Annotated in this window: 13 protein-coding genes; 5 read left to right on the forward strand and 8 right to left on the reverse strand. The window is 44.2% G+C overall.

The window, feature by feature from the left end:
• Positions 1–23: 23 nt before the first annotated feature.
• The 4 genes from acnB to J8L84_RS05930 all read right to left on the reverse strand — a co-directional run bounded on the left by acnB (position 24) and on the right by J8L84_RS05930 (position 8,742).
• Complete coding sequence (acnB, locus tag J8L84_RS05915; protein WP_211069872.1) at positions 24–2,636, reverse strand: bifunctional aconitate hydratase 2/2-methylisocitrate dehydratase; 2,613 nt, start codon at positions 2,634–2,636, stop codon at positions 24–26.
• 349 nt (positions 2,637–2,985) lie between these two features.
• A complete protein-coding gene (locus J8L84_RS05920) occupies positions 2,986–3,915 on the reverse strand; it encodes a DNA ligase (protein ID WP_211069873.1) in 930 nt (309 codons plus the stop codon).
• A gap of 200 nt (positions 3,916–4,115) precedes the next feature.
• A complete protein-coding gene (locus J8L84_RS05925) occupies positions 4,116–6,929 on the reverse strand; it encodes a bifunctional aconitate hydratase 2/2-methylisocitrate dehydratase (RefSeq protein ID WP_211069874.1) in 2,814 nt (937 codons plus the stop codon).
• A gap of 415 nt (positions 6,930–7,344) precedes the next feature.
• Positions 7,345–8,742: a PQQ-dependent sugar dehydrogenase gene (locus J8L84_RS05930; RefSeq protein ID WP_247670591.1), complete on the reverse strand. Its 1,398-nt coding sequence runs from the start codon at positions 8,740–8,742 to the stop codon at positions 7,345–7,347.
• Between the two features lie 97 nt (positions 8,743–8,839).
• Here J8L84_RS05930 and J8L84_RS05935 point away from each other — a divergent pair, with 97 nt between their 5' ends.
• The 5 genes from J8L84_RS05935 (at position 8,840) to J8L84_RS05955 (ending at position 16,482) form a co-directional block, all read left to right on the forward strand.
• A complete protein-coding gene (locus tag J8L84_RS05935; protein WP_211069875.1) occupies positions 8,840–9,310 on the forward strand; it encodes a hypothetical protein in 471 nt (156 codons plus the stop codon).
• Between the two features lie 232 nt (positions 9,311–9,542).
• On the forward strand, positions 9,543–11,111 hold the full coding sequence (locus J8L84_RS05940; RefSeq protein WP_211069876.1) for an AMP-binding protein: 1,569 nt from the start codon (positions 9,543–9,545) through the stop codon (positions 11,109–11,111).
• A gap of 138 nt (positions 11,112–11,249) precedes the next feature.
• Positions 11,250–14,561, forward strand: coding sequence for an ATP-binding protein (locus J8L84_RS05945; RefSeq protein WP_348771813.1), 3,312 nt, complete (start codon positions 11,250–11,252; stop codon positions 14,559–14,561).
• A complete protein-coding gene (locus tag J8L84_RS05950) occupies positions 14,554–15,648 on the forward strand; it encodes a two-component system response regulator (protein ID WP_211069877.1) in 1,095 nt (364 codons plus the stop codon). Before J8L84_RS05945 ends, J8L84_RS05950 begins: the two co-directional genes overlap by 8 nt.
• 252 nt (positions 15,649–15,900) lie before the next feature.
• Complete coding sequence (locus J8L84_RS05955) at positions 15,901–16,482, forward strand: acyloxyacyl hydrolase (RefSeq protein ID WP_211069878.1); 582 nt, start codon at positions 15,901–15,903, stop codon at positions 16,480–16,482.
• A gap of 105 nt (positions 16,483–16,587) precedes the next feature.
• On the opposite strand, the gene J8L84_RS05960 is transcribed toward J8L84_RS05955, so the two are convergent.
• Genes J8L84_RS05960 through J8L84_RS05975 form a run of 4 tightly spaced genes read right to left on the reverse strand, consistent with a single transcriptional unit; the run spans position 16,588 to position 19,485 of the window.
• Positions 16,588–17,913: a CDC27 family protein gene (locus J8L84_RS05960; protein WP_211069879.1), complete on the reverse strand. Its 1,326-nt coding sequence runs from the start codon at positions 17,911–17,913 to the stop codon at positions 16,588–16,590.
• Positions 17,914–17,917: 4 nt separating this feature from the next.
• Positions 17,918–18,526: an energy transducer TonB gene (locus tag J8L84_RS05965; RefSeq protein WP_211069880.1), complete on the reverse strand. Its 609-nt coding sequence runs from the start codon at positions 18,524–18,526 to the stop codon at positions 17,918–17,920.
• Between the two features lie 3 nt (positions 18,527–18,529).
• Positions 18,530–18,937: a biopolymer transporter ExbD gene (locus tag J8L84_RS05970; protein WP_013785412.1), complete on the reverse strand. Its 408-nt coding sequence runs from the start codon at positions 18,935–18,937 to the stop codon at positions 18,530–18,532.
• A gap of 29 nt (positions 18,938–18,966) precedes the next feature.
• On the reverse strand, positions 18,967–19,485 hold the full coding sequence (locus tag J8L84_RS05975; protein ID WP_211069881.1) for a MotA/TolQ/ExbB proton channel family protein: 519 nt from the start codon (positions 19,483–19,485) through the stop codon (positions 18,967–18,969).

Genomic DNA, 19,485 nt, shown 5'->3' on the forward strand with positions numbered 1-19,485 from the left:
GGCTTTGTAGTTTATACACTAAATCAGGCAACATTCAACGTTGGAATGATATTGGCCTTCGCCTCTTCTTCAGCCTTCTTGAAACTTGGCATTTTATCAAAGTTTAAGTAGCGGAATACTTCAGACGACATGGAGTTAATTTTACTCGCATATTCCATGTATTCTTCTGCCGTAGGAATACGGCCAACGATAGCGCCTACCGCCGCTAATTCAGCCGATGTAAGGTACACATTCGCCCCATCACCTAAACGGTTAGGAAAGTTACGAGTTGAAGTAGACAGCACTGTGGTGCCTGCATCTACACGTGCTTGGTTGCCCATACACAGTGAACAACCAGGCATTTCTGTACGTACGCCTACCCTGCCATAAATATTATAGTAGCCTTCTTCCATTAACTGAGCCTTATCCATTTTCGTCGGTGGCGACATCCACAAACGGGTAGGTAAGGTTTTATTAAACTGCTCAAGTAATTTACCTGCAGCACGGAAGTGGCCAATATTCGTCATACACGAACCAATGAAGACTTCGTCTACGTTTTCACCGGCTACGTCTGATAAGGTTTTCGCGTCATCAGGATCGTTGGGACAACACACAATAGGCTCTTTAATATCATTAAGGTCTATCTCGATAATTTCTTTGTACTCAGCATCCGCATCGGCGCGCATAAGTTCAGGGTTAGCCAACCACTCTTCCATCTTTTGAGCACGGCGCTCAAGGGTACGTGGGTCGCCGTAACCTTCGTTAATCATCCAACGAAGCATAGTGATGTTTGAATTGAGGTATTCAGCAATAGACTCTTCAGACAGATTAATACTACAGCCTGCCGCAGAACGCTCTGCTGATGCGTCAGATAATTCAAATGCTTGCTCTACCGTTAGGTGCTCAAGCCCTTCAATTTCGAGCACGCGACCAGAGAACGCATTAATCTTGCCTTTCTTTTCTACGGTGAGCAAGCCTTGCTTAATACCGTATAACGGAATGGCGTGTACTAAATCACGCAGGGTAATACCTGGCTGCATTTCGCCTTTAAAACGAACCAGAATGGATTCAGGCATATCAAGGGGCATGACACCGGTTGCTGCAGCAAACGCCACTAAGCCAGAACCTGCAGGGAATGAAATACCCAGTGGGAAACGGGTGTGTGAATCGCCACCTGTACCTACCGTGTCTGGCAACAACATACGATTTAACCAGCTGTGAATAATGCCGTCGCCTGGGCGAAGCGATACACCACCTCGGTTCATCATGAAATCTGGTAAGGTGTGCTGGGTTTCTATATCAACAGGCTTAGGATAGGCCGCGGTGTGACAGAACGACTGCATGGTTAAGTCAGCAGTGAAACCAAGACAGGCTAAATCTTTTAGCTCGTCTCGCGTCATAGGACCTGTGGTATCTTGCGAGCCCACTGTGGTCATTTTAGGTTCGCAATAGGTGCCAGGGCGAATGCCTTCAACGCCACACGCTTTACCTACCATCTTTTGGGCAAGAGTATAGCCTTTACCGGTATCGACAGGTTGCTCTGGGGTACGGAACAAATCTGTTGCGCCTAAGCCTAATGTCTCTCGTGCTTTTTCAGTTAACGCGCGGCCAATAATAAGGTTAATTCGTCCACCAGCGCGTACTTCATCTAAAATTACTTTAGATTTATAGTCATATTCAGCTAATACTTCGCCAGTTTCATGATTGGTGATTTTGCCTTCAAACGGGTAGATGTCGATAACATCGCCCATATTCATTTTTTCTACATCAGCTTCAAATACTAAGGCCCCGGCATCTTCCATCGTATTGAAGAAAATGGGGGCCACTTTACTTCCAATACAGACACCGCCGCCGCGTTTATTAGGTACTCCGGGTAAGTCTTCACCAAAGAACCACAACACGGAATTGGTTGCCGATTTACGTGATGAACCAGTCCCTACCACATCACCCACAAAGGCAACGGGATAACCTTGGTTTTTTACCTGTTCAATTTGTTTCATTGGGCCTTTCACGCCATGCTCTTCTGGCTCTAAACCGTCACGAGTCATTTTATAAGCCGCTAAGGCGTGAAGGGGAATATCAGGGCGCGACCAGGCATCGGGTGCGGGTGACAAGTCATCGGTATTGGTTTCACCGGTCACTTTAAATACTGAGTAAGTGATTTTATCGTCCATTAATTTACGCGACGTAAACCATTCACCTTCTGCCCAAGACTTTATAATATCAGTGGCAAATTCATTTCCGGCTTTGTGTTTTTCTTCAACATCATGGTAGGCGTCAAACATGAGCAGCGTGTGCTTAAGTTCTTTAGCGGCGAGGGGCGCTAGGTTGTCATCGTCGAGAAGCTCAACCAATGTCACGATGTTGTATCCACCATGCATATTGCCTAGAAGCTCAACGGCCTTTTCTTTTGAAATTAACGAGCAGCTATCTTCGCCTTTCACGATAGCACTTAAGAACCCCGCCTTTACATAAGCGGCCTCATCCACGCCCGGAGGAACGCGTTCAGATAACAATTCTAATAAGTTATCTGCTTCGCCTTCTGGTGGATTTTTAATTAACTCAACCAAGCCGGCTACCTGTTCAGCATTTAGCGGCTTAGGAGGGATCCCTTCAACAGCACGTTCTTCTACATGTTTGCGATAGTCTTGTAACACGATGTCTTCCTCTTGATGTCGCTTGCGCAATGGGGATAAACGGTCTTGTACGGTCTTGACGCAAGGTCTGATTAAAAATACTTCATCAGTATAACGATTAACCTGCCTAAATTAAATTTTTGAGGCTTTTTATTCGTTTATAGTCGCCATTCAGCGCACTTAATATTGAACGATTAAAGCTATTAATAAGAAACAAATTAAACTTTAAAACTAATTAATATTTCATCTTATTATTTCTGTTATCGCTTTCTTTCATCATTACCAGTCATCACTCCCTGTCATTAGCAGCATGGAGGTTACCACCGTTAAAACCAAGCTATGTTTGAATACCACAGGTGGGTATAACGCCTTATAAATTTGGTAGGTCTTTAGCTGGACGAATATGCCTAAAGCTCGCAAAGCGGGGAATACCTTTTTTTGTTAAGCCAAAATATTTGAAGGTGATCCAGCTGTTCAGTGGTGGCGGATATTGACGCTGTTTTATACTAAACCCTGTTCCAATTTTAAATTGTATACCCTCAGGCGTTTCTACAATAAGAGAGCCCATCATGCCAGCGAACTTCCCTTTTCCTTTTACATAGCCAATCACTTGGGCTTCTGCATCGCTATACCGTTTCGCTTTTAATAACTGATTACTGCGCCCGCTCTGATAAAAGGCCGCTTTGTGATGTAGCATTAAGCCTTCACCGCCCTTTGCGGTGACCTCATCTATTTTCGCTTCAAGCAGCCGCTGAGAACTCAGCGTAAATTGTGGGACCATAGCCAAACTGCTGCTATCGGCTCCCCTCACTAATGATTCCATTGTAGATAAGCGCGAGGCAAAAGGTACATCGCTGACGGGCATATCAAACACCATCATCTTCACCGCCCTCCAACGTTCATCAGGCGTATGGCTAAGTACAATTGAAGCGATAGATTCAAAACTGCTCCGCTGCGTCCATAGCTCTCCATCAAGGGCTACATCAGGCCAGTTGTCGGTAAACCACGTAGGTGCATAAATTTTATTCCCATTTCGGGTAACAAGTTGCACTCCCGTCCAGCGGGCCCGAACGCCATCTAATTTTTCGCTTACGAAATACTCAGCAATATTGATGTTATCACCTGCCGTGTAGGTCGCTGCGGTTTGGATAGGCGGAACAGTCTGCTTGGGCACTCTTGTAATGGGGTTAAGCATTGGCTTAGCAGCGTTAGACATTGCGTCAGGAACGGGAGCGGCCAATGAGGCTGGAAACGAGCTTATCGCGAGTATTAGTAGTAAGAAAAAGGGTTTGAAATTCATGTCCGCATTCTTGTTAAAAACAAAAAAGCTTACGCTGTTCAACTTATGAGTAAACTGGGCTTAGGACGGGTTTACATGAAGGTTTAGAATTCAGGCGGGAATACAGGTGGGAATCAGGTAGGAACATATATATAAAAAAGCCCCAACCAAGGTTGAGGCTTTCACACTAAATTTCAATTAACCAAAGGTTAAGTTTGAACTTAGCTTACTGTTTTAACAGCAACGCTTGGCGAAAATTTAGGCGCAACAGCCATATCTTCAGCCGGTGGAGCGAAGTCTGTAAGGTTAATACCTTCAACCGCAGCTTTGTACTCGTCCATAGTAGGGAAGCGTCCCAGCACAGCAGACAATACTACCAATGGTGTTGAACCAAGAAGTGACTCGCCTTTCTTCTCGGTAGAGTCGGCAACAACACGGCCTTGGAATAAGCGCGTAGAGGTAGCAATTACCGTATCACCAGGTTCTGCTTTTTCTTGGTTACCCATACAAAGGTTACATCCTGGACGTTCTAGGTACATGATGTTGTCGTACTTAGTACGTGCTGCTTCTTTCGGCTTGTCGTCGTTAAACTCGAAACCAGCGTACTTAGTAAGGATATCCCAATCGCCTTCCGCTTTAAGCTCATCAACAATGTTGTATGTTGGTGGTGCAACAACAAGTGGTACGTTAAACGACACACTGCCATTTTGCTTTTCAAGGTTGCGAAGCATTTGAGCGATAATCTGCATGTCACCTTTGTGAACCATACAAGAACCAACAAAGGCTAAATCAACGTTTTTACCGTCGTAGAAAGACACTGGACGAATAACATCATGGGTATAACGCTTAGAAACGTCGTCGTTGTTTACGTCTGGGTCGGCAATCATTGGCTCTTCAATTTGGTCCAAATCAACCACAACCTCAGCGTAGTACTTCGCGTTGTCATCAGGTGCTAGTGCAGGGTTCTCACCAGACTTGATTTCAGCAATACGCTTGTCAGCAAGGTCAATCAAACCTTGAAGCATGTTGGCATCGTTTTCCATGCCCTTGTCGATCATTATCTGAATTCGGCTCTTCGCCACTTCTAGCGACTTGATCATAGTCTCGTCGTTAGAAATACAGATTGAGGCTTTCGCCTTCATTTCTGCCGTCCAGTCAGTAAAGGTAAACGCTTGGTCAGCAAGCAAAGTACCGATTTGTACTTCAATAACTCGGCCTTGGAACACGTTCTCGCCGCCAAATTGCTTAAGCATTTGAGCTTGAGTAGCATGAACAACGTCACGGAAATCCATGTGGCTCTTCATGTGACCTTTAAAGGTTACTTTAACCGACTCTGGAATTGGCATCGCCGCTTCACCTGTCGCAAGCGCTACCGCTACCGTACCTGAGTCAGCACCGAACGCGACACCTTTAGACATACGCGTATGTGAGTCACCACCAATGATAATAGCGCGATCGTCCACGGTAATATCGTTTAATACTTTGTGAATAACGTCAGTCATTGCATGGTAAACCCCTTTAGGGTCACGTGCCGTGATTACGCCAAAGTTATTCATGAAAGACATAAGCTTAGGAATATTGGCTTGAGCTTTCTTATCCCATACCGATGCTGTGTGACAGCCCGACTGGTATGCACCGTCTACAAGCGGAGAAATCGTTGATGCTGCCATTGACTCTAGCTCTTGGCATGTCATCGGACCGGTTGTATCTTGTGAGCCTACAATATTTACTTTAACGCGAACGTCTGAGCCAGCGTGAAGCGGGGTCTCAGACTTAACGCCTACCGCATTGCGGTTAAAGATTTTTTCAACAGCAGTTAGGCCTTGGTTCTCTACAGATACTTCTTTCGAACGTGCGTAAACTTCAGGAACGTCTGTGCCTAACACTTTTGCAGCAAAAGTTTGTAATTGCTTACCAAACGTTACCGCATAAGAACCACCCGCTTTCATAAACTCCATTTTTTGCGGAGTGAAAGCGCTTGATATATCAGCAAGTTCTTCTGAACCGTTGAACAGTTTCTTCGCTTTAGTATCGATAGTTAGCACAGTACCAGTCGCAACAGAATAAGCTTGCTCTAATACTGGGTCGCCGTTCTCATCACGAACCACTTCACCGTTAGCATCAGTTTTCTTAACCCAGTTTTTAAGGTCTAAACCAATACCGCCAGTAACGTCTACCGTGGTTAAGAAGATAGGTGCGATTCCGTTAGTACCTGCAACCACTGGCGCTTTGTTCACAAATGGAATGTAAGGGCTTGCTGCTTCACCGGCCCAAAGTGCAACGTTATTTACACCAGACATACGCGAAGAACCTACGCCCATGGTGCCTTTTTCTGCAATAAGCATGACTTTAGCGTTAGGGTGCTTTTTACCTAGCTCAACAATTTCTTGCTGTGCTTCAGGGGTGATCATGCACTGACCGTGTAACTCGCGATCTGCACGAGAGTGAGCTTGGTTACCTGGAGAAAGTAAATCAGTAGAGATATCACCTTCTGCAGCAATATAAGTCACTACATCAATTTTTTCTGGTACGTCAGGCAATTTAGTAAAGAACTCTGCTTTTGCGTAGCTCTCAAGAATGTCTTTTGCTATTACATTACCTGCGTTATAAGACGCTTCTAAACGCTCTGTATCAGCTTCGTATAAGTAAACCTGTGTTTTTACTACTTCAGCGGCTGTCTTAGCAACGGCTTCGTTGTCTGAAAGTGCCAAATCTAGAAGTACTTCAACAGACGGGCCACCTTTCATGTGTGAAAGCAGCTCTAACGCAAACTCAGGTGTAATTTCAGCAACAACTGACTCACCTAGTACGATTTCTTTAAGGAATGCGGCTTTAACACCTGCAGCACTTGTTGTACCTGGCAGTGTGTTGTAGATGAAGAAGTTAAGAGAGTCTTCACGGTGCTCGTTATTCGTATCTTTAATTTGAGCAATAATTTCTGACAGTAAATCAGCACTGTCGATAGGCTTAGGGTGTAAACCAAGTTCCGCTTTACGGGTCTCGATTTCGGCCATGTATTCTGAATACAAACTCATATAATTCTCTCGGTCTTGGTTATACGTAGGTATTTTTTATACGCAGGGGTTAATTATACGTCGGTCTTAGCTATACGCATGAAATTATAGTGGTTATTTTAACTGATTTTTAAGCATCAGGTAATCATTAGAAAATGGCAGAATGGCGCAAAGCCCCATTTACACTTTTCATTAACTTCAGCGTATTGACAATTTTCTAATCTGGCAGTTAAACGCCAATTGACTAAAACAAAAAATAATTACTAATTATCATTGAGTTAGAATAAACATCTAGCGTTAAGCTCGTTTTATATTGCTTCTTTGGGCAATATGAAAAGCGAGCTATACAAAGCACGACTTATCTTAGGTATTTCTCGTATTTATGGTCGAACCAGATGAAATAATAAACAATAATGTTGTAATTTTACAATATTTTCTAATTATTAGATTCAATGTGATAAATCTGAGCTAGTTCTGAGCTAGTAGCCGCGACTGAAGGATCAGGTGGTAGTAACTGTATAAGCTTGGCACTTTCCCCATCAGTCAGCACATAAACACCGCCATCGCCCCCTACTGCCACATCACGAACCCGTTGATTTATTGAAGAAAAAACTCTTCGATACTGAAAAGGCTGGCTTGATACGTCAACCGCATAAAGCGCTTTCGCTTTTAAGGCAGAAACAAGCAAGTGATTAGAGAGTGCCGGAAAAGTATTGTGGTTGTATATCGCCATGGATGATGGCGCTATAGATGGCGTCCAATCCACGAGTGGGTTAACCATGCCTTCGTATTGATTAAAGGGGGAAATGGTTGCCCCAGAATAGTCCCTTCCTAGCGTAACCACCGGCCAACCATAGTTCGCACCAGACGTAAGCTTGTTTAGTTCATCGCCGCCATCTGGGCCGTGTTCATGCAAGTAAACGTCACCATTTTGCATTTTCACTAACCCTTGTGGGTTCCTGTGCCCCAAGGTGTAAACAAACGGTGCATTGTTAAAAGGCACATTCGAGGCAGGCTTTCCTTCTATGGTAAAATGAAGCACCTTCCCTAACTGTGAACTTAATACTTGGGCCTGCTCGCGGTAATCGAAACCGTCTCCTGTAGTCACCAACCAAGTGTCATCATCCATGGCCACCAGCTTGCCACCAAAATGCACTGGCGTAGCCTTGCTGTCGTTAATTTCTATTACTGGTGTGAGTGCTTCAATTTGCCCATTATCAGCCAAAACTCCGCGCATGATTGCCAAACGATTCGCGTCGTCGGTGCCCTTCGAGTACGAAAAAAGAATGACTTTCGAAGTGCTAAAATCAGGAGAAAGCGCCATGTGCAGCAGACCGCCCTGCCCTTTTTGATAAAGCTGTGGAAGGGGTAATTTTTGTTGAGCCAAGGTTTTTCGAGCTGATGCTTGTGCTGACTCGGCTTGTTTGGGCGAAGATGGTTTGCCAGAACTACCCACAGTAGAAGGTACGGTGACAATCGTGCCGTCTCGTTCTGCCACTAGCCAGCTGCTATCGGGCAATTGCAAAAGTGCTTTGGGGTAATGCAGAGCATCGGTGATTACCCTAGTTATTGCCGTATCAGAAGTTAGTGCTTTAGAGGCTTGTTCTTCAATAGTACGTTTACCCGAGGTATCTGCTGAAGCACAGTAGGTTGATAATGAACTCAAGCACGTAAGCATTATCAAGGTTACATGTCGTGAAGGTCGACGCGCCTGGTAGTTTTCATTTCCACGTATTGTGCTCACACGCTTTTTATTGTCTAGTTTTCTATTAGCTAGTTTTTTAGTATCGAGTTTGTTGATACCAAGCATTGCCCACCCGCTTCGGCTAAACATAATTTCCTTCCCCCTATTTATTAAGCTACCTTAGCATGCAATAGTAGTTTGATTGTTATAACACCTTAAAATAGCGTAAACAGCGGAAACAGCGGTTATGTGGTCTTTTATCAAAAGTTTTCTTCCTGCGTGGTTAGCAACCTTTCTAGTGGCTAGCAGTTTACACACGTTTCAAGTACTAAACGCACTATCCAATCTTGGGGTGGCAATATCACTCTCCGACTGGCTATCTACCGCATGGAAGGATGTAGTAGGTTTGCTACCCACTTATGGCATTATTATCTCTGTTGCACTGTTACTTGCGTTCGGGGTTGTCACTATCATTCGTAAATACGCCATAAAGCACAACATTACTAAACCTCGCTTTATCACGTTAACGAGCGTGGCGGGTGCAAGCAGTATTGCCGTCGCGTTACTTGCCATGCAGCCTATTCTTAACGTCACGCTTATTGCAGGCGCACGTGGGTATGATGGCTTTTTACTTCAATGTTTCGCAGGGTTAATAGGTGGTTTCATTTATGGCTTATTGCGGGCAACGAGTACGTCGGGTCCACTTTTAAATAGCTAATCGCCAGTACTCCCAGCGCCACTCCCAACACTAATATCACGCTGGATACACGCTTAAACCTTGCTCAAACCAGCAATCCCCAAACCTATTCAAATTTATTCAAACTGTCAGCAATCATCACTGAGGTGAATATTTAGCTATAATGTAATAGGTATGTAAATAAAAATGAACATTTGTTAATGTAGCGGCATAGTCATCTTTCATTGAAACCTCTCATTCAGGATAAAGCATTATGTTAACGTACCCAGAAAACGTTACTTGCCTGGCCGACAATATTGAAGCCGTTCTTATTAAGCATGCTGATAAGCCTGCGTATACCGCATTAGGTCAAACCCTTACCTTCAAAGAAATAGACGAAAAATCTGCTGCCTTAGCGCGCTACTTCACTCATGAAGCCAAGCTAGAAGCTGGCGACAGAATTGCTATCCAGCTGCCTAACCTCATTCAAAACCCTATTGCCGTTTATGCTGCTTTGCGCGCCGGCTTGGTAGTGGTTAACACTAACCCGCTTTATACCGAGCGGGAAATGAAGCATCAATTTACTGATAGCGGCGCGACAGCGTTAGTTATCTTAAGTGATTTACTGCCAAAATTTGATGCCATTAAAAGCGACACGCAAATTAAAACCGTCGTTGCTACATCGGCGACTGAATTATTAGATGCTGCTACGGCGCCAACTATGACAGGTACAGTTTCGTTAACTGATGCGATTAACGCCGGTGCAGATTTGCCCGCAGTTGTGAGGCCTAAAACAGAGTTTGAAGCCCTTGCCATGTTGCAATACACAGGAGGAACTACCGGTGTATCTAAAGGCGCAGCCCTTAGCCATAAAAACGTTATGAGCAATAGCGTTCAAATGCTTGACCACCTAGGCGGTTTCTTCAAAGAAGGTGAAGAAGTGGTAGTTTGTCCACTTCCTTTGTATCACATTTATGCCTTTACGGTTTGTATGATGGCGCTGTTCGCAAAGGGCAGCCATATCGTGCTTATTCCGAACCCTCGCGATATCGACGGCTTCATTCAAACATTAAAGCCGCACAAAATTACCGCGTTTGCGGGTATCAACACGTTGTTTGTTGGTTTGGGTCGTCACCCAGAATTTGCCAAGCTCGATTTTTCAAAACTGCATTTAACTATGTCTGGTGGTACGGCCCTCACTCAAGGCGCGGTATCTATATGGAAACAAGTAACCGGCAATACTATTACTGAAGGTTACGGGTTGTCAGAAACCGCGCCAGTAGTTTCTTTTAACCTACCTGGCGAGGAAGAAATTGGTACTGTTGGTAAACCACTGCAAGATACTGAAGTTGCCTTGCTAGACAGCTACGATAATCCAGTGGCCGAGGGTGAATCAGGGCAAATTGCGGTTCGTGGACCACAAGTTATGCTGGGCTATTGGAACAGAGACGATGAAACCGCAAAAGTTATGACCAAAGATGGCTACTTCAAAACTGGTGATATCGGCGTTTGGGTAGCATCTGGCGCACTTAAAATTGTCGATCGCTTGAAAGACATGATTATTGTTTCTGGCTTCAATGTGTACCCTAATGAAGTAGAAGATGTACTCACTGCCCACCCAGATATTATGGAAGCCGCTGTAGTCGGTAAACCAGATGATAAATCTGGTGAGCGAGTATGCGCGTTCATCACCGTAAGCAAACCCGTTACTAACGATGACATCATTGCGTTTTGCAAAGAAAGCTTAACCAATTACAAAGTCCCTAAGGAACTTACCGTTTTAGAAGAGCTGCCTAAATCGACCGTAGGGAAAATACTCCGTAGAGAGCTACGTTCAGCCTAAATTGCCTTAGCGCTACTTGCCGTTAATGTGAATAAAATCAGGTTATTGCTACCAAAGAATAACCTGATTTGTTTGCTGCAATACCATTTCCGTTCTATAAATAATCTATTAAGCCCAACGTAAGTCTGCCCCAACGCTGTGAACTCCCTTTTAATCAAGCAAATCAAAGCTGCATTTTCTTGTGAAAACAAAGAAGAAGGCGAACTTTGGTTAGACGATATACTCAATAAAACTGCTTTGTTAGACAATCATGATGCATCCCGCCTTACCACGGGGCTTAGTGCATTGCTTGCCTCTATTGACAATACATACCGTCAACATGGTCTTGAGGCCGAAGATGAGACAACAAGCGGCGGGTACGCATGTAAAAGTAGTACGGATAGGCCGACTTTAGAACAAGGGCAAACCTCGCCGCAAGAATTAGCCACCATTACAGATAACCTTGTTCAATCGGTTAATGCATTATTAACGGCGCAAGCGCGACCTGAAATTGATAATGACATTGCTAGCCTAGCCTCGCTGTCCACCTTAGTTTTAGACTTAATTACTGAGCAACAACACAAAGAAAACGACATGCTGATCCAGAGACGAGCAATGGATCAGCACAGCATTGTAGTCACGCTCGACTTAAACGGCACTATCTTAAGTGCTAATGATAAGTGCTGTCAGTTATCTGAATTTACTCGAGACGAGCTTATCGGGAACAATGCGGATATGCTCAATGTTAAAAATGTTCCGTTGTCTACACGCCTCGGTATTCTGCAATCCTTATTTAAAGGTGAGATTTGGCACGGCGAGCTTCAAAGTATTACTAAATCCGGTACCCCTTGGTTTGTATTTTGTACCATCGTACCCAACATTAATGACCAAGGCCGTGTTGAAAACTTGGTCGTGCTGTGCACCGATATTTCCAATCAGAAAAGGTTAGAAAAGAGGCTAGAGACAGGTAGGCAGTTTTATCAAAGCATTACTAATAGCATTGGTGAAGGCGTATATGCTGTAGACGCCAAAGGCAAAACTCAATTTTTAAACCCTGAAGCATCACGTTTATTAGGGTGGGAATTAGAGGATTTACAAAGCCATAGATTCCACAATGCGGTTCATTATCAAAAAGAAGATGGCACACTTTTATCAAGAGATGATTGTGCCGTTAATCATGCTATTCGTGAGGGGAAAACCTATAGCTCCGATGAAGACTTCTTTACCGATAAGCGAGGACGGATCTTCCCGATTTCAATTGTTGCAGTTCCCCTTGAGGACATTCATGGTGAGCCTAACGGGCACGTGGGTGTATTTCGCGATATAAGTGGCCGGAAAGGGTTAGAACGGCAGCTACAGCACGCCTACAAAGAAGCCGCTAACGCTAACAAAGCTAAGGGTGATTTCTTAGCCACAATGAGCCATGAAATTCGCACGCCTATGAATGCCATTATTGGCTTAACTCATTTAGCAATTGAAAGTGATAATCAAGCGCAGCAACAGAACTACATGTCGAAGGTGAAAGGCAGCGCCACCTCGTTGCTCACGCTAATAAACGGCATTTTAGATTTTTCAAAAGTTGAGGCCCAACAAATTGAATTACACCGCGCTGACTTTAATCTTGCCGATATGATGAACAAGCTCGCGCAAGTGTTTCAGCATAAAGCGCGTCAAAAGCACCTACAGTTACTTTTCGATATGCGTTTAGACACAGATGTTACCTGTAAAGGTGACAGTGACAAAATTTATCAGGTGTTGGTTAATTTACTGGGAAATGCAATTAAGTTCACTCGTCACGGTTTCGTTAAATTAATCGTTAGCCAAGAAGGAGAGGCGCTTTCTTTTTGTGTGAGCGATACTGGTATTGGCATTGATGAAGACAACAAAGAAAAACTGTTCAATGCCTTCGTGCAGGCAGATGCGTCAATTTCGAGGGAGTATGGCGGCACTGGGTTAGGGTTGGCCATTAGTAAGCGCTTAGTTGAGCTAATGCATGGTGAACTTGAATTCACCAGTGAGCTTGGCAAAGGGACTCACTTTTGTTTTACCCTACCTGGAATGGTTCATGAAAAGGCTAATGAGACAATCTCAATAAATGCGAGTCAAGCCGCGCCCATGCGGGAATTGAATCATCCATTGCTGTGTGTGAATACCAGTCAAGATATGGATGAAGCGAACAATATTTTAGCTCACACACTGTCGCGACTATCCATACCTTGCCATTTTATTAACGGGAATGCAGATACGTTCCCAGCCAGCCGTCATGATGTAATTGTGTTACTTCCCGCTAAGCCCGCAGCTTGGCAAAAATTCGTCAACCACATAAAACTTGGTGAATATGAAAATTTGAACCTGATGTGTATTGTCACTCCCGTCGACACCGAAGAAGCCAAGCGACGATTACAATCTGTCAAACTCAACATGCTTAATATAATAGAGCTACCTTTTACCGATGTTCACATCTTACGGGCATTATTTCCAACCTCTGGTTCCACGTTAGCAACGCACGCCGACGGACTGGAAAGTAAGCTCTGGCGTAAGCGACGCTTAGCAGGAAAGCACGCCCTATTGGTTGATGATGACAGTATTAGTCTTGAAATAGCGCAACAAATTTTACTTGATGCAGGGTTGAAAGTCACCACTGCAACCTCTGGTGAGCAGGCCTTGGCATTGGGTAAGAGTAACAACTTCGATGTGGTACTGCTCGATTGTATTCTTCCCAAAAAAAGCGGATTCACTGTTGCTGAAGAACTCAATAATTTAAACGGCTGGCACTGCCCTATTATTGCACTTAGTGCTGATAGTAGTAGCGAGAACATACAAAAAGGGGCTAGCGTAGGTATGTGCGCGCACTTGTTAAAACCCGCAAGCGCGGCTGAAATATTACATGTCATCGATATCAACATCCATACTTCTGCCAATTTAAGTAACATGCATGACAGTGACGACCCCTATCTTACGTCCATCGCTGAGTTTTACTCAAATTACGGAAATGCAGAATTACTCGCGCAGCTTATTAATATCATGATTGAAAACGATTCAAAGCATGATGCCATTAACTCGCTCTTGGACGATGCAAAAAAAATAGGAGCTGATACCTTGGTGGCCGCGCTAGAAGGGCTACCAAGCAGCCTTGAAAACAAGTCTAATTATGCGCATAAGATATCTAACATCTCTTTCGCTTTAGACGCCACTCTTCGACTTATTGCTCATACGCTTTCATTGCCAAACGAGTATGATGAAAAAGAAGTAGAAGAGACATTATCTATCTCAGATTTATCAGCGGTGATCACAAGCCTTGAATCTTACGATGCTGAGGCAGTGTCTCTGCTATCAGCGCTATACAACAAACATGCATCATCAGCATCGGCACATGCATTAAACCATGCAAGGCAACTTGTTAGTGTTTACGATTACGGCCGAGCACTTGAAGAACTTTTACGCCTAAGGGATACACTGCTAAATGGCTGATAACCAAAAATCGAAAAAGACGGATTTTAGTATTTTAGTCGTCGACGACGAGCCAGCAAATATCGATTTATTGCAGGGTATTTTGTCGCCTTATTACCAAGTAAAAGTAGCGCCCACTGGGCATATTGCATTGAAAGTTGTAGAGCAGTTCACCCCAGACCTTATTTTACTCGATATTATGATGCCGGGTATTGATGGGCATGAGGTATGCAGACAAATTAAAACGTCACCAGAACTTGCCCCCAGGCTGGCTAAAGTGCCTATCATCTTTGTTACCGCGTTGGGTCAAGGTCAAGATGAAGAGAAAGGCTTTGAATTAGGCGCAGTAGATTATATTACTAAGCCTATCTCCCCCGCATTGGTACTTGCTCGAGTGAAAACTCACATTTCGTTAGCACATCAAGTAAGAGTAACTGAACAAGAAGTTAAAATCAGAACGCAGGAGTTGCTTCGTAGTCAGCAAAGCGCGATTAGTATGTTGGCTGCTGCAGGACATTACAACGATACTGACACCGGCCATCACATTTGGCGCATGGCTGCTTATTGTCAGTGCTTAGCTTTAGCCTCTGGTTGGTCACCTGACGACGCCTCATTACTGGCACAAGCCGCGCCGATGCACGATACCGGGAAAATAGGTATCCCCGATAGTATTTTAAAAGCCCCTAGGCGACTTACCTATGATGAAATGGAAGTAATGCGCACCCATGCGGCAATTGGGTATGAAATATTAACCCGCAGTAATTCCCCCTTGTTTAGCTTGGCGGCAGAAATTGCACGCTATCATCATGAAAAGTGGGATGGCAGTGGTTATCCTTATTCATTAAAGAGTGAACGAATTCCACTAAGCGCACGCATTGTAGCGATTGCAGATGTCTTTGATGCCCTGACGATGAAGCGCCCTTATAAAAAAGCGTGGCCAGATGAAGAAGCATTTGCCTACATTGAGAGCGAATCGGGCAAGCACTTCGACCCAGAATTAGTATCTACTTTTTTGTCTATCAAAGAGGAAGTATTAAAAACAAAGGCGTATTGGAATGAACTTGAAGCTAGAAATGAACTCCCATCAATAGAAACCTTGCTTCCTTAAGCTTTTATTCCTAGAGCCTTTATTCCTTTAGCCTTAACGGTCTGAGCCTTCTGTGAGTGGCGCGAATCAGCGAAAGCAGTTAATAGCGCAGAATATTAAGGTGAAACCACAGGTTTTAACGATAACCTGTTAGTTCATTTTCCTCTACATTATCAGAATAAAATTGTCATATTTAATCGAATAAACCACGTCTTTTTTTAGAATTGGGTTACCGATATTCCTCCCTCATATAGGGCGTTGGAGGAACATACTATGACTAACACACACATTTTTACCCTTGCTGCATTACTTGTACTATTATTTACCCCATTTTCTGCTAGTAGCAGCGAGAGCCAATCGCCTAGCTTATGGCCAGTACCAACACAAAGCGCTCATGGCTACGCTATCGACTTCATACGTGGAGAGGGTGCGGTAAATGGCATCAAATTAGCCTATCAATATAATATCGATCAGCCTTTAAATGTAAGTTGGCCTATGACCTTAACCATGGAAACCAGTGCTAACTTTTGGGAATATGGTGACGATAATCAGTACGACTCAAATGTAGTGCTCGCCCTTTCACCTATTTTACGCTTTCCACTTACCACAGTATTTAACAAGCCTATCGATTTAGAGTTGGGCATTGGCGTGTCGTTACTAGATGATACACAGTTTGCAGGTAAAGACGTGTCTACCCATTATCAGTTTGAAGATAGAATTGGGTTTTCAACCACGTTCGGGCAATACCAAGAATACCGCGTGTCTCTGCGCTACTTTCACTATTCGAATGCAGGTTTTAAGAAGCCTAATCCAGGATTAGATTTTGTGTCGTTGTCATTTAGCCAACGGCTTTAAGAGTAAGACTTCAGCCTATTGGGCTAATAATTACCCTGATACAAACAAAAACGCCGCCGGCTCGTGTAGATGCCTGCGGCGTTTTTTATTTCGCGTGTAAGCGTGCTAGCTATTGCCAAGCTCAGCTTCAATGATTTCAGCTTGTGTCTTTTCAGACTGAACAAACTGTTTCCATTGCTGCGCCATAGCACGGCTTTTCTGATGCTTTTCAGCTTCAGCAAGCTGGTTAAGCGCAAGTGCATACTGCTTTTGATTATAAAGGGCCATGCCTTTAATCAAGTACACCAAGCCAGGATTACGCATCTCGCCTTTTTCAATCGCGCGATCGGCGGAGGTAATCGCCTCCTCCCAACGCTGTTCATTAAGCAAAATTTGCGCTAGCTGAGCATCTAACTCACCGTCTTCTGATAATTCTGCTGCTTGCATCATTACCGGAATCGCTCTGTCTTGCTCTTTGGCGAGAGTCCAGCTTTGGCCTAAAAACTTAAGGTTTCGAAGATTCTCTTCAAGCACCCCTTCTTTCATGGCTTGTTCCATCAACAATGCGCCTTTATACGGTGCACGATGATAGTAATAAAGCTGAGCCATGTTAAAGATATCAGCAGGTGACGATACAAAACCTTGTTGGTAAGCCGTTTCCATAATGGCAAGCTGCTTACGCTCTTCACCAAGCTCGCCATACATGCCTGCTAACTGTATCCAATACTTTGGTTCGCTATAAAGCTTCACTAGCTTAATCAAAACATCTTTTACTTTAGTTGGCTGCTTGAGTTCGTAGAACACTGCACGCTGAAGAATAAGCCATGACTCATCTGGCAACATACCTTCTGCTTCATGTTCAACTATGGCTTGAGTGATCCAATCAGCTGCGTCGTCATAACGCTTATTTTGATAATAAGCCTGTGCTTTTAGCACCTTATTTTTAGGTGGAATAACCCCGTTGTTTAATACTTCCCAACGTTCGATAAACTCTATCGTTCTATCATAGTTACCTTGCATTAAATGCAATTGCGCCAAACTGAAGAGGGTCGACATTTCGAACTTTTCAGGAATAGGCTGCTGGTTCACTACGTTCTCAAACGATTCTAGGGCCTTATCGTAGTTTTCGTCGTTGTAATAAATGAAGCCGAAAAAGTTATACATCATGGCTTTTTCATAGCTATTCATAGAGTTAGCTTTTTCTTCTACCTCTTTAAGAATAGCAATAGCTTCTTCTACATCGCCTGCATCATCGGCAGCTGATTGTGCACGTGCTAATTGCTCGTACACCTTGCCGCGAAGTGTAGGAACACGACGGGTTTTCTTATCACTGGCTTTTTGTTCCTGAGCAACAGCATTATTGGCAACCAACATAGTAGGAACAGACACAGTTGCAAAAACAACGGCAAACGCCAGTGCGCTAAGCAATGTATTCGTTTGTTTTATTCTCATGTCATTATCCGTCTATCTGGAAAGTAATACGGTTTTGAATACCAGACACTTCCGTGGCTTCGCCATTTACTACTCGTGGCTTATATTTAAACTTCATTGCTGCATCCATTGCTGCTTGTTCAAATATGCCTTCTGGATTGGCTTCTATCACGATAGGGTCTCGCACCGCGCCTTGCCTAGTTACCGTAAATTCAACAATAACAAAGCCTTCAATACCACGTTGTAAAGCACGACGAGGATAAACCGGCGCCACCTTAACAATAGGTAAATATTCGCCATCACCAGACTCAAGGGCTAACCCGCCGTCTAAAGAAATATCATCACCAACATCTGCACCGAAATCCATGGATGTCCCCTCTGCATCTGGGGTAGGAGAGTCCATTTGAGGCTGCTCCATTTGCGGTGGTGGCTGATCTGGCTTAGGCGGCTTCTTAGGCTTACGATCTTTTTTCTCGACCTGTTCGTCCTGCTTAACCCTTACAAAGTCAAGTACACTACCCTTTGGCGGTTCCGTTAACGCGCTGCCACCCATCTTGATAAGTGATTGCATCAAGAAGAACAGGCCTAACGTGATCGCAAGGGATATAACAAATGCGATTATATATCGTGGCATGATTTATGGCTCTTGAGCTGCAATCGAAACATCAAAAACACCTGCCGCACGGGAGGCATCCATAACCTTAATAAGGGTTTCAGTTGTTGATTCTTTATCTGCTTGAATCACAACGGTACCCTGCGGGTTTTCAGCGTGAAGACGCTCGATGTTAGCCTGTACTGCGCGCTCATCGATACGACGCTTATTAATCCAAATCTCGCCTTTATCAGAGATAGCAATAAGGATGTTAGCGCGGTCTTTTTTCACAGCAGTAGCTGCTTCAGGACGGTTAACATCAATACCCGCTTCTTTTACAAACGATGCGGTTACAATAAAGAAAATCAACATGATAAATACAACGTCCAGCATGGGCGTCATATCGATGGCTGCTTCTTCTTCATCAACCAGGTTTTGAAAGTGCTGCTTCATAATTTTTACCTTACCTTAATGCCGTAGCATTAACGTTGAATAGTCAATGCATCCTCAAGATGCGTGCGTTCAGATTTCACCATACGGTTGAGCCACGTAGAGGCGAATACGCCTGAAAGTGCACCAACCATGCCCGCCATAGTGGGGATAGTGGCTTTCGATACGCCTGATGCCATAGAGCGAGCATTACCCGACCCTGCAATCGCCATTACATCGAACACTTCAATCATACCGGTTACCGTTCCCATCAAGCCCAGTAACGGACAAAGCGCTACCAAAGACTGAATAATCGGGATGCTACCGTTAAGTCGCATGGTTAACTGTGAAATCGTTTTCTGACGAACTTGCTGTGCAATCCAAGAAGCGCGGTCATGACGTGCAGTCCACATCGCTACCGCCTCTTTCTTAGCTTGCTTATGCCAAATCATCAGATACATGGCACGCTCGAGGATCAAAAGCCACATAACGAATATCAGCAGACCGATGACCAGAAGAACCTGGCCACCTGTTTCTGTGAAATCGCGAATTGCTTCCAGAAACTCGATCAT

Origin of the sequence: Alteromonas sp. MMG017 (assembly GCF_018100795.1) — a bacterium.
In the GTDB taxonomy this organism is placed as follows: Bacteria; Pseudomonadota; Gammaproteobacteria; order Enterobacterales; family Alteromonadaceae; genus Alteromonas.